We start from the raw sequence: 12,792 nt of genomic DNA on the forward strand, positions 1-12,792 counted from the left end.
GCTCCTTTTGGTTGAACTAGATGAAGTTGATCTGTTTCAGGTAATCGCAGCCGCGACGCAGCAGTGCCGCGGATTTTTCCGGGTATTGCGCACCCATTTGCTGCACGACGGCCTCGGCGTTGGCATGACCGATCAGGGAGATGTCGCCGATGTCCTCCTCGAAGCCGTTGAGGTAGAAACCGAGCACGCCGAACAGCGCGTTGTCAGCATCGACCCGGCCCAGTTGCTGCTGCCAGTCGGCCACGCTGACCAGTGCGAATTCGCTGCCGGTTTCGCGGAACGAGGCGACGTAGGCATCCCAACTCAGCGGCTCGGGGTTGTGCAGGTTGAACACCGCACGCCCGGTCGAGTAACGGCTGGCGTGGAAGGCGATGAAGCGGGCGAGAAAGTCCACCGGCATCAGGTCGAAATTCAGCGCAAAGGCGGGGACCTGACCGAGCTGGATCGAGCCTTTGAGCATCAGCATCAAACGGTTCTTGTGCGGTTGGCAGACGCCGCTCAGGCTGTTGAAACTGATGTTGCCGGGGCGATACAGGTTGACCCACACCCCGCGCTCGCGGGCCCGTTCAAGGATGCGCTCGCCGACCCATTTCGACAGGTTGTAGCCGTTGCGGATGTAGATCGGCGGGGTCGCTGCAGCGGGCAATTCGAGTACGCGGCCTTCACCATCGACCGTGCTTGACGCCGACAGCGTCGAGACGAAGTTGAAGACCTTTTTGCTGCGCCCTTCGCACAGGCGCAGCAGCTCGAAGATCGGCTCGACGTTATCCGCTGCCAGCGACTCGTAATCGAGTACGTGATTGACGTTGGCAGCGTTGTGCACCAGTGCGCCGAACTCTCGATCCAGGCGCTGATAATCGTCGTCGGCCAAGCCCAGTTGCGGGCGAGTGATGTCTGCCGAATAGATTCGCACCCGACTCAAGTCCAGATGCTCGAGACGGTTCTCGCGCAACGCCTGGGCAAACCGCTGCGCCGCCGTTTGCCCGCCACCGTCACGCACCAGACACGCCACTTCGCTGGCGCCCCAGCCGAGCAGCGCTTCGACGATGTGCACGCCGACAAAGCTGTTGGCGCCGGTGACGATCACCTTGTGCACATCGCCCAGGCGGCTGATTGGCAGCGGTTCGATGTCCAGTGGGCGCTCGGCGTCGGCCATGGCCTGGGCGCTGAGCACCGCGCTGTCATCGGTACCGCGCACCAGCGTCGCGAGCTTGATGATGGTCGGTTGTTCGATGAAACGGTTGATCGAGATGCTGCGCCCGAACTCCTCACGCAAACGCAGCAACATGCGCGACAGCAGAATCGAGTGACCACCGAGGTTGAAGAAGCTTTCGTCGGTGGAAATATCGCTGCCGGGCAGCTCCAGCAGCTCCGCCCAGATCTCCAGCAACAGTGCTTCGTCGGCATTCGCCGGCAGGCACTTCGGGCCGCTGTCCTGCACGCTCACCGGCAGCTCCAGCAAGGCCTTGCGATCGACCTTGCCGTTGCTGGCGAACGGCATGTGCGGCAGCTCGGTCCACGCCACTGGTTGCATATAGTCCGGCAGAAACTGCTGGGCATGGGCCTTCAGTGCCTCGCGGGCAGCGTCTGATTGCGGCTGGGCGAGGAACGCCAGAATCCGCCGCTGACTGTCGATCACCACCGCCACCTGACGGTACAACTGGCTCTCGCGCAGGCAGCGCTCGATCTCTTCCGGCTCAACCCGGAAACCACGGATCTTCACCTGATTGTCGCGCCGCCCGCACAGCTCGATACCGTGCGCGCCCCACTTGGCCATGTCGCCGCTGCGGTAGACCCGCAATGTCTGGCCGTGCGGCAGTTGCAGGGTCAGGTAGCGCTCGGCGGTCTGCTGCGGATTGTTCAGATAGCCGAGGCAGACGCCGGGGCCGACGATGAACAATTCGCCGACGGTGTGTTCCGGCACCGGTTGCAGATCGTCGTCGAGAATCAGCACCTGACTGTTGGCAATCGGCGCGCCGAGGGTGCGGTTGCTGTCACCCGGCTTGAGTGGCCGGGCGGTGATCAGCACCGTGGCCTCGGTGGGGCCGTAGAGATTGTGCAGCTTGCCCTGACGGGTCAGTTGCTCGATGACAAAGGGCTCGCAGACGTCGCCGCCGGTCATCACTTCCACCCCTTGCAGTTGCTCCAGGGGCAGGATGCTCAGCAGCGCCGGCGGCAGAAACGCGTGGGTCAGTTGCCGACGGCGGATCAACGCCACCAGCTGCAGTGGATCGCGGCGTTGAGTGTCGTCGGGCACCACCAGTTCGGCGCCTTTGAGCAGCGTCGGAAAGATATCGATCAGCGAAGAATCGAAACTCAGCGACGAGAACTGCAAGACCCGACTTTCAGCGCGCAACTGCACGTAATCGGCGTACCACGCCGTGAAATGCGCGAGGTTCGCCTGGCTCAGCAGCACGCCCTTCGGATGGCCGGTGGTGCCAGAGGTGTAAAGCGCCATGCAGGGTGCGTCGAGTGGCGGGCGCTGGCGCATCAGCGGTTGGCTGAGATCCGCGTCCGCGCTGTCGATACGACTGACATCCAGCCCCGGCATCGACTCACCGAGCGGATGCTCACCGTCATGCAGCAACAACACCGCGCCGGCGTTGTGCAGGATGTATTGCTGGCGCTGCAACGGATGGCTCGGCTCCAGCGGCAGATACACCGCGCCACTGCCGAGCACGGCCAGAATCGAGGCGAACAGCGCCGGGCTTTTCGGCTGGCAAATGCCGACGACCCACGGCTGCGGATGTTGCTCGAGCAACGGCTGCAGACGTTGCTGGATCGCACGGCTGTGCGCGTGCAACTGGCGATAGCTGAGCGACTGCTCGGCCAGGTGCAGCGCCGGTCGCTCGGCATGTTCGATCAGGCTGCGTTGCAGGCGTTCGATCAGCGGCGTCTGCGCCTGTTGCAACAGCGCCGGATGCGCCGTGGCGTTGAGGCGATGGACGTAGGCCAGGCTGTCGAGAAACAGCAGGTCTTCCACCTGTTCGAAGTCCGGCGCCGTGGCGGGCGTCGCCTGCTGGAAATACTCGGCATCGCGGGAGAAGCGGCTGACCAGCAACGCGACTTCGTCAACCACATGCGTCAGCACCCGCTGACGCAGTGCCTGACCGTTGCCGGACGGCTCATCGCCAATCGGCACGCGGCTGATCAGTGACGAGCCGAGGAAACACAGCAGGTCGAGCGTCGGCAAGCCGCCAATGCTCGGCGCACCGATACCCAGGCGCAAATGCAGATGCGGGATAGCGCAGAAATCGCCGGCGCCGATGAAGCCGTCGTCGATGATCAGATCCACCGTCGATTGCGCCGCGCCGCTACGCAGCAAAGAGTGACCGTGTTGTTCGAGTTCCTGCGCCAGGTCGGTCATGGCCTGGCTGGCACCAATCAGCAAAATGTCGAGACGTCTCATGTCGGCCTCCTCATCAAACCAGATAGTCACGCAAGGCGTGCTGCACGCAGGGCGTGTCGAGCAGCGAGCTGTTGTGGAAAAACCGCACGATGTTGCCTACCAGCGGATGGTGGCGATTGATCGGAAATGCCAGCCCGGTCATCTCGTCTTTGAGCGAACGACGCACCGCATCGCTGACCGGCAAGGCGTCGATCAAGCGCAGATCGAACGACTTCTGAATGTCGTTGGTCAGGTAATGGCCGATGAACACCGGCAGGATCTGCGCGATGGTTTCTCGGTCGGCGTCACTGGCGGTGTGCCAATAGATACGCACCATCCGCGCCCAGAAGCTGGAGTGCCGGCCCTCATCCAGCAGGTGATCGGCCATCAGGCCCTTGATTGACGGCTTGACCGTGTCGTCCCGGGCGAACGCCGCGACGTCGCCGGTCACGGTGTTCTCGGCGATGGCCACGCAGATCAGTTCCACCGCGCTGCGCAGGTGCTCTGGCGCCAGTGCCACTGCGGCAGGAATCGCCCGGCTCAGTTCGATTTCATTGGGCAGTTCGATCGGCTCGATGCCGGTCATGGCCACGGTCTGTTGCATGAAATCCATCGCCACCAGCGCGTGGTAATCCTCGTCCACCACCACGGTCATGGCGTCGTAGCGACAGGCGAACGGGAACGCCACGGCGAAGCGATTCTTGGCGATGCTGCGCGCGGTCTTGTCGACGATCTCGGTTTCGAAAATCACCACATCGTTGATGAATTTGTACAGCGTCTGCACCAGCGCGAAATCCCGTTGTTGCGGGCATTCGCGCAGGAAGGTTTCGCTCAGCACCAGGGGCTGTCGGCTTAGCGGGTAGATCAGGCGTTCATCGTCTTCCAGCACGCGTCGTGGCCGGGTGCGGATGGTGGCGCGGCTTTCCCAGGCGTCGGCGAAGGATTGGTAATCGGCGGCATTCATTGGGCCACCTCCGCCAAGGGTTCGCGCATGCTCACGCGCAGGCCGTCCCACAGGGCGATTCGGCTTTCCACTGCAGCGATGGCGCTGGCGTAGACCTCGGCTTCACGCTGCGGATCACCATCGACCAGGCGCTCCAGCAGTTGCTCCGCCGCCGGACCATGATCCTCGGAGTCGACTTCGATGTGGCGTTCCAGGTAATAGCGAAAGGTCGGTGCCTGTTCGATGCCGATCCCCCAGTCATCGAGAATGCGCTGGAACATCGGCGGGATCACGCTCTCGCGGCCATGCAGAAAGGCGGCGGCAACGCTGTGGCCCGGTGCGTGCAGTGCGGTGAGCAGGGTCTCGCGGACAAATTTCGCCGCGGCCGGGTCGACCTCGACGCTTTGCAGAGCGACGTCATAGCTCACGCCTTCCTGTTGCAGCGCGACAAACCGTTCGACCGCCGTGGTGCTCGCACCGACTTCACGCATGGCGTCCAGGTACAGTTCGAAATGGCTGTAATGGCCGTGGGCGGGACGGTCGTCGGACTCCTCGCCCAGCACGATTTCATTGATCAGGCGTGCGGCATGCGGATCGCGCGGTGGTAGCCATGGCAGCCGCGTGCAAGTCAGTTCCTGTTGCAGGCGCTTGGTCAGCGACATGAAGTCCCATACGGCGAAGACGTGGGATTCCATGAACCGGCGCAGTACCGATAGCGAATCGATCTCAGTGAAGATCGGGTGAACGCTCAATTGAGCTTTTTTCAGGGCGAGTTGTTCTTTAGTTGGCATCATGGCGAACCTCGGTGTTATTGGAATAGAGGGAGTTGCTCGTTCAGTGCATCAACGCGGATTCAATAAGTCTGAAACATTTTCTATTGGCGAGCGCGGGCCTCAATCGGATGGATGAAAGTTTGAAAAGTGCTTGAAAGGCTCTGGGCCAAAGCCTGGCAATTATTTGCCGGTGTCGTAGCCTGACTGCTGAGCTGTGCCGTGTTTGCGGGGCTATCCCTGCTCGGCGAGGAAAAGCTAATACATCATTAAATAACTTAACAAGTTTATTTTTAATTATTTTTAGTTTGCTGTTTTTTAGATATGAGTCGGCCTGGTAAGACTTTTAATTTAAGTTTTACTTGGGCGTAGTTGCTCCTTTCGGCAAATAAAGGCCAAAATTGAATACAAGAGTGAATGCCTCACTCAAAGCAACTTTCAGATGCAGAGATTGAAGTGATGTATAGGAATGAAAGTTGGCCGGGAACGGCGCCGTAACTTCCTTTTTTCCCGTGGCAAGGCTCCTTCCGTAGGTTCCTGGTGCGGGGACTGCGCCGGCGGTGCGGTGCGTCGCCCGTTCTTCATGGGTTGGCCGTTAAAGAGTGCGGGTAAATTGGCGGGACGGCTATGACCGATTCGTCCGCGGCGAGGTGCACTGCCGGGTGAACCGGCGCAGGGAGGTTAGAGCGAACAGGGCGATCCGCCAGCCGGTTTGCGGCGCAGCGTCGAGAGGATTTGTAAGCGGGTTATTCGCCGGTCAGGCGCAAGGGCCCGAGACCGGCGTGGAGGGTGTCAGCGTATGGCCTTGCGGTTTTGTCCGGCAGGGCTGGCGAGGAAACGGGTGATCACGTCGACGCCACGGTTGAGGTGCTGCGTCAGCAGTTTCACCGACAGCTCGACATTGCGCTCGATCACGGCCTGGAGCATGGCGCGGTGATCTTCCTGGGACAGTTTGCCCAGGCCCATGGCCTCAAGGTTGAAACGCAGAAAGCGCTCCTCCTCGTTGAGCCCGTCTTCGACCAGGCGCAGCAGACGCTGGTTCGGCGCCTTGCTGTACAAGGCCATGTGGAACAGGCGATTGAGCCGACCGATTTCGGTGTAGTCGTGCTGGGTTTCGAGTTCTTCGATATAACTGGCGGCGCGCGCGTGATCGGCGCTGGTCAGTAGCGGGATCGACTGGCGCATGGCTTCGGATTCGAGGAGGATCCGCAACTCGTAGGTTTCGGTGGCGTCGCCCTGAATCAGCGGCGCAACCACGGCGCCCTTGTGGGTGGTGACGCTCAGCAGTTCCTGCGCTTCGAGTTGGCGCAGGGCCTCGCGCACCGGCATGCGACTGACCCCGAACAGGTCGGCCAGGTCCTGCTGACGCAGGGCAGTGCCGCACGGCAAGCGACCGTCAAGGATCGCCGAGCGCAGGGTTTCTTCAATGATCGAGCGGGCGAGGTGTGCGGGAATCGGCGCATCGACTTTGATGCTGTGCAGCGGTTTGGGCTTCTGTGTCACAACTACTCACCCTGAATGACCACGGAATTTGGATCCAAAGACACTAGTGATTGCTTTACAAGTTGTCAAACCATGTAAAGGATTGCTGTCCTGTGTGAAGTTTAGCGCGATGGCGATGATCTCAGGGTGCCATTGTTTTTTGCCGGGCTAAGCTTCACCATCAAACGCTTTCCCTCCTGCCCTCTGGAAACCTGCTGTGGCGGTACGTTTCGCGATCCCCCGGACTCTGCGCTGGCTAGGCTGCGCACTGCTGCTGGCCGGCGTCATGCTGGGCGGCCTGCATGCCGATTGGGATTTTTCCGCGATCAGCCGCAAGGCCACAGTGCTGTACGGGCCGCTGGGCGCCGGGCAGCAGCGGATCGATGCCTGGCAAAACCTGCTGGCCACGCAGAAACAGGTCAGCGAGATGGAAAAGCTCAAGGTGGTGAACCTGTTTTTCAACAAACAGATGCGCTATGTAGAGGATATCGATCTGTGGGGGCAGGTCGATTATTGGGAGACGCCCATCGAAGCGTTGTGGAAAGGCGCCGGCGATTGCGAAGACTACGCGATCGCCAAGTATTTCAGCCTGCGTCATCTCGGGGTCTCCAGTGACAAGCTGCGCATCACCTACGTCAAGGCACTGCGCCAGAATCGCGCGCACATGGTGCTGACTTACTACGCCACCCCCGATGCCATGCCGCTGGTGCTCGACAGCCTGATCGATCCGATCCAGCCGGCTTCCCAGCGGACCGACCTGCTGCCGGTCTACTCTTTCAATGCCGAAGGTCTGTACCTGCCGGGGGCCAAGGGCAACAAAAAGGTCAGTGACACCAAACGCCTGTCGCGCTGGCAGGATGTGCTGAAGAAAATGCAGGCCGAAGGTTTCCCGGTCGAAACGACTAACTAGGAGCACGCGCTCAGATGTCTTTGTTCAAACAGCTGTTGATCGCTATCTGTCTGTTCCTGGTGGTCGCCTTCACCGGCAGCTTCATGGTCAGTCTGGAGAGCTCGCGCACCCAGTACGTCAACCAGTTGCGTTCCCACGCCCAGGACGCCGCCACGGCGCTGGCGTTGTCGCTGACGCCGAATATCGACGACCCGGCGATGGTCGAGCTGCTGGTCAGTTCGATTTTCGACAGTGGTTATTACGCGAGCATCCGCGTGGTCGACCTGAAAACCGACAAGACCATCGTCGAGCGCAGTGGCATTCCCGCGGTGAGCAATGTGCCGGACTGGTTCGTCAAACTGATCGGCCTGGAACCGGCCGGTGGCGATGCCCTGGTCAGCCGTGGCTGGGAGCAGGCAGCGAGGGTCGAGGTGGTCAGCCACCCGATGTTCGCCGTGGCCAAGCTGTGGCAGAGCGCCTTGGGCAGTCTCGGCTGGCTGTTGCTGTGTGGCGCGGTCAGTGCGGTGCTGGGTGCGCTGCTGCTGCGCCGGCAATTGCGCCCGCTCGATTACATGGTCAAGCAGTCCCACGCCATCGCCCGGCGCGAATTCCTCAGCCTGCCGGAGCTGCCGCGCACCCCTGAACTGCGGCGCGTGGTGCAGGCGATGAACCAGATGGTCGAGAAGCTCAAGGCGCTGTTCCAGGAGCAGGCCGAGCGCAGTGAAAAACTGCGCGCCGAGTCGTATCAGGACAACCTCACCGGGCTTGCCAACCGACGCTATTTCGAGATGCAGCTGCACAACCGGGTGAGCAACCCCGAGCAGGCCAGCTCCGGTTACCTGCTGTTGTTGCGGGTCAAGGATCTGGCCGGGCTCAACCAGCGCCTGGGCGGGCAGCGCACCGATGAACTGTTGAAAGCAGTTGGCGAACAACTGTCCCGCGAATGCGCCAAATACCCGGAAACCCAGAACCTCGTCACGCGGATTCGCGGCGGTGAGTTCGCCGTACTGGCACCGGGGCTGGTGCGCGAAGAAGCGCTGCAACTGGCACAGAACCTCGACAGTGCGCTGAGCAGCCTGCACGCCACCGGTGCCACGGATGTGCCGGCCGTGGCCTCCATCGGCCTGGCGCCCTTCGCTCACGGTGACTCGCCGCAAGCGGTGTTGACCCTCGGCGATCAGGCGCTGGCGCAGGCCGAGGGGCAGGGCGAGCAGAACTGGGCGTGTATTGATCAGAGCCTGGTGGCGGATGTCGGCGACGATCATCATGCCTGGCATCGCTTGCTCGATCAGGCGCTGAATCAGCAGCGTTTCGAGCTGTACTTCCAACCGGTGGTGGCCGCCCAGGACACGCAACTGGTGCTGCATTACAAGGTGCTGTCGCGGCTGCTGGATGATCAGGGCCAGACCATTCCGGCCGGGCGTTTCCTGCCGTGGCTTGAGCGTTTCGGCTGGACGGCGCGGCTGGACCGCTTGATGCTCGAGCGCGTGCTGGAGCAGATGAAAGAGCATGAGGATTTGCTGGCGCTGAATCTGTCCTCGGCCACCCTGGCCGATCCGCAGGCGCTGAACAAAGTGTTCGAGATTTTGCGTACGCACTCCAACCTTGGTGAGCGCCTGACCCTGGAAATCGGTGAGGAGCAATTGCCGGAGCAAGCAGTGCTCGAGCAACTGACCCGGCGCCTGCGCGAGCTGGGCTTCTCACTGAGTCTGCAGCGCTTTGGCGGGCGCTTCAGCATGATCGGCAACCTGGCGCGGCTGGGGCTGGCGTACTTGAAGATCGATGGCAGCTACATTCGCGCGATCGATCAGGAGAGTGACAAGCGTCTGTTCATCGAAGCGATCCAGCGGGCGGCGCACAGCATTGACTTGCCGCTGATTGCCGAGCGGGTGGAGACCGAAGGGGAGTTGTCGGTGATTCGCGAGATGGGTTTGTACGGGGTGCAAGGGCAGTTGTTTGGTGAGCCGAAGCCCTGGAAGTAAACCCTGGAGCGTTGGTCTCAGTGATGCCGTCTTCGCGAGCAGGCTCGCTCCCACATTTGAAATGCATTCCAATGTGGGAGCGGGCTTGCTCGCGAAGGGGTCAGTCCAGTCGCCGAAGATCGCGGATCAGATCAGCCCGCTCTCATCTTCATCGATCAACTGGCTCAGCCCGCCCAGCGCTTCCCGCGCCTGGGTCCGATCCATCAACTTGGCCTGCGCCGCTGGCGGCAGGTCGGTGACCCGGATCACGCCTTTCTGGGTCAGCACCTGAATCAGGTCGTCGAGTACCCGAATCATTTCAAAGTCGCTCTGCTTGAGCTGTTTGAGGCTGTTTTCCACGGCCGCGTTGGCGAACCAGGCCTGGATTTCATGGTGGTCGGCCGGCAGCGTTTCCGTGGCCTCGGCGTAGGCCGCAGCTTCCACGCGAATCAACTGACCCTGCGCATCGCGTTGCACGTAAAACATTGAGCATCCCTCAGAAAGAACCAGCGTCATGCTGTCAGCAGCATAGGCCAACTGCACGCGAGTATGCGGTGCGGCGACGAAATCGTCACCGGTGCGATAGGCGCAAACGTGACGGCCGCCCCAGGGGGGCGGCCGTTTTGTTCACGCATCAGCTGTTGTTGTGGTCGACCTTGATGGTCGGGTCGCTGCCGGCAATCAGGTTGTGAATATTGGCGCTTGACCAGTTGTTGCCTTCCAGTTTGATCGTCACGTCCGGGGTGGCGGCTGCCGCGTCGCCGGAGTTGAACTTGCCGCCGGAGCTGACTTGCAGCGACGACACGCCGTCGACCGTGGTGATCTTCAGGAAGTTGTCGATGGTGCTGCCGGTCTCGCCCTGCAACAGGTCGCGCAGATCGATGCGGTCGCCTTCGCTGGCGTTGAAGTCCTTGATCACATCGTTGCCGGTGTCGCCCGCCTTCCAGACGAAGGTGTCGGCACCGGAACCACCAATCAGGATATCGTTGCCCTGGCCGCCGATCAGCGTGTCGTTGCCGGTGCCGCCGAGCAGGATGTCATTGCCTTTGCCGCCATCAAGCAGGTCATTGCCGCCAGAGCCGAACAGGATGTCATTGCCCCCGCCGCCCAACAGGGTGTCGTTGCCATCGTGCGAACCGGACACATCGAACGCCTGATAGTGCTCGGTGATGTACTGGTGCACGTTGCTGGTGGTGACTTTGCTGACATCGACGCCGGTCTGCTGCGCGACGAACGCCTGCATCGCCTGATAACCCTCGCCGGCAATGCCATTGAAGCTCACCAGGTCGCCGAACAGGATGTCGTTGCCGTCGCCACCGCTGACGGTGTCATTGCCCGGCATCGTCGCTTCGGTGTGGCCGATGATCGAGTTCGCCAGGTCCTTCGGATCGATGTTGGTCTGTGGCGAGTGATCCGAGTCATACGGTTTCAGGTCGTTGAGGCTGACACCGCTGTTGATACCGATGGCTTCGACGTTCGACAGGCCGCTGAGCAACGCGAAGCTGCTGTTGGCGTTATCGGTGGTGGCCGATGTGGTGCTGCTGCCGCTGCCCGCCAGGCTCGACAGCTCGTAAGTGCCATCGCCCTGAGCGTGGATGGTGCCAACGTTGCTCCAGCTCCAGCTGCCGTTCTTCAACGTTTGCAGGACGACGGCCCCGGCGCTGCTGATGGTCAGGTAGTGGGTGCTGTCGATATAGGTGCTGAACGTGTCGCCCGGCTTGTAGTTGGAGGTGGTCACGACGCTGTCGAGCTTCACACTGCCATACAGCGTCGGGTTGGTCTGCTCGCCGCTCTGGTAGTAGGTCGGCTGGCCGTCGGTGATGAAGTACGTGAGGTTCTTCGCCCCGGTGTTGGCCACTGCTTCGGTGCTCTGGAAGAAGTTGGCCGTGGTCTTGAACACGTCCTCGTAGTTGGTACCGCCGCCGGAGGTCATCGAATCGAGTACGGCTTTGAGCTTGGTCAGCGCGTTCGCGTCGTTGAGGTTCACCGACACCGATTTGTTGACCTGGGTATCGAAGTCCACCAGGAAGATGTTCACCGTGCCCGAGTTGCTGCCGCCCAGGCTCTGCTTGAGGGTGTTGAACACCGACGTCAGCGAGTCCTTGGCCGCGTTGATCGAGGCGGTGCTCATGCTGCCCGAGCTGTCGACCATGAACGCGATGTTGTAGTTGGTGCCCGGCACCACGGTCAGACCGCCGATGTCGGCAACCATGATGTCGTTGCCATCGGTGCCGCTGAAGGTGTCATCGCCAGAAGTACCGACCACGGCGTTGTACACCGCCGGCACCACGGTGACCGGAATGGTCGCGGTGCTGCTGGCCGAGCCGCCGACCTGTTCGGTGGAGGTCGAGGTCACGGTCAGGTTGAACTGGCCGTTGTAGTAGGTTGGCGGGGTCACGGTCAGGCTGCCGAGGTTCCAGCCGGTGACGTTGGCTTCACCGTTGCTCGCGGTCACGGTGAAGGTATGACCGTTACCGTCGGAGAGTACCGAGCCGACCGGCGCACCGCTGATCTTCACGCTCAGGGTTTCCGAGCCATCGGTGTCGGTCAGGGCGGTATTGATCGCCGACAGTTTCACTGTGGTGCCTTCGGCGCCGGTGTTGAGTTTGTAGCCGTCGTAATACCCTTCGCCGTTAGTGCCGTGCAGGTCGGAGACGGTCACGCCAGAGTTCAGCAGATCCTGCACGCCGGTGTAGATCGGCACGCCGCCGCTGCTCAGGTCGATTGGTGTGCTGCCGTTGACCGACAGGTTCACGTCATAGCTGCCCGGGCCGCTCTGGTTGTGGTGGTAGATGTCCAGCGTGTAGTAGCCGCTGGTGGTCGGGGTGAACGAACCGCTGATCGCGCCGCCCGCGCCCCAGGTACCCGAAGCCACGCTCTTGCCGCCGATGGTGATCAGCAGACTGTCGTCGGCCACGCCGCTGAAGCTGTAAGTCTTGCCGGCTTCCAGATAGATCAGGCCCGAGGTTTTCGATGCCGTACCCGCTGCGACGCTGCCGTCGGACTGGACGTTGGTCACGGTGCCGCTGGAGTTAGGGGTGCCTGCGCCGTCGATCACGTTTTTCAGCGTGGTCGAGTCTGCGCCGTTACCGCTGGTGCCAAGGCCCGGCAGGCCGGTCCAGACTTCCTTGACCAGCCCAGTGGATTTCACGCTGTTGTCAGCCACGCTCACGGTCGGTGCATCCGCCACTGGCGTGATGTCGATCTTCACGGTACCGGTGTTGCCGAGCAGTTGGCCGTCGGTTGGCTGGAATTTGATCTGCGCGTAATCAGCCTGATTGTTGCCCACGCCGGTGCCGCCGTAACCGTTGACGCCCGACTCGTTGGCATCCGGCATGAAGCGCAATTTGCCGGCGTCG

The 12,792-nt window shown here is 61.6% G+C and carries 8 protein-coding genes; 2 read left to right on the forward strand and 6 right to left on the reverse strand.

Translation table 11 applies throughout. The features are described from left to right. Positions 1 to 16 precede the first annotated feature (16 nt). The 4 genes from AC0J41_RS27385 to AC0J41_RS27400 all read right to left on the reverse strand — a co-directional run bounded on the left by AC0J41_RS27385 (position 17) and on the right by AC0J41_RS27400 (position 6,604). A complete protein-coding gene (locus AC0J41_RS27385) occupies positions 17 to 3,409 on the reverse strand; it encodes a non-ribosomal peptide synthetase (protein WP_473014088.1) in 3,393 nt (1,130 codons plus the stop codon). Between the two features lie 13 nt (positions 3,410 to 3,422). Next, on the reverse strand, positions 3,423 to 4,352 hold the full coding sequence (locus AC0J41_RS27390) for a diiron oxygenase (protein ID WP_025113511.1): 930 nt from the start codon (positions 4,350 to 4,352) through the stop codon (positions 3,423 to 3,425). Then, a complete protein-coding gene (locus tag AC0J41_RS27395) occupies positions 4,349 to 5,125 on the reverse strand; it encodes a DUF3050 domain-containing protein (protein WP_025113510.1) in 777 nt (258 codons plus the stop codon). Before AC0J41_RS27395 ends, AC0J41_RS27390 begins: the two co-directional genes overlap by 4 nt. Positions 5,126 to 5,893: 768 nt before the next feature. Continuing rightward, positions 5,894 to 6,604 (reverse strand): GntR family transcriptional regulator, encoded by a 711-nt coding sequence (locus AC0J41_RS27400; RefSeq protein ID WP_473014089.1) that lies wholly within the window; start codon positions 6,602 to 6,604, stop codon positions 5,894 to 5,896. 196 nt (positions 6,605 to 6,800) lie between these two features. Here AC0J41_RS27400 and lapG point away from each other — a divergent pair, with 196 nt between their 5' ends. Both lapG and lapD read left to right on the forward strand, forming a co-directional pair. After that, the gene (gene lapG, locus AC0J41_RS27405; protein ID WP_473014090.1) at positions 6,801 to 7,493 is read left to right on the forward strand and encodes a cysteine protease LapG; all 693 of its coding nucleotides are present in this window, start codon (positions 6,801 to 6,803) and stop codon (positions 7,491 to 7,493) included. Positions 7,494 to 7,507: 14 nt separating this feature from the next. Continuing rightward, on the forward strand, positions 7,508 to 9,454 hold the full coding sequence (lapD, locus tag AC0J41_RS27410; RefSeq protein ID WP_473014091.1) for a cyclic di-GMP receptor LapD: 1,947 nt from the start codon (positions 7,508 to 7,510) through the stop codon (positions 9,452 to 9,454). Positions 9,455 to 9,580: 126 nt separating this feature from the next. Here the strand turns inward: lapD and AC0J41_RS27415 are convergent, their stop codons facing one another. Together AC0J41_RS27415 and AC0J41_RS27420 are read right to left on the reverse strand one after the other, a co-directional pair. Beyond that, positions 9,581 to 9,919, reverse strand: a complete 339-nt coding sequence (locus tag AC0J41_RS27415; protein ID WP_025113506.1) for a hypothetical protein — start codon at positions 9,917 to 9,919, stop codon at positions 9,581 to 9,583. Positions 9,920 to 10,067: 148 nt separating this feature from the next. Beyond that, positions 10,068 to 12,770 (reverse strand): type I secretion C-terminal target domain-containing protein, encoded by a 2,703-nt coding sequence (locus tag AC0J41_RS27420; protein WP_473016039.1) that lies wholly within the window; start codon positions 12,768 to 12,770, stop codon positions 10,068 to 10,070. Positions 12,771 to 12,792 lie beyond the last annotated feature (22 nt).

This window comes from Pseudomonas sp. Arb-4-2C (genome assembly GCF_055755015.1).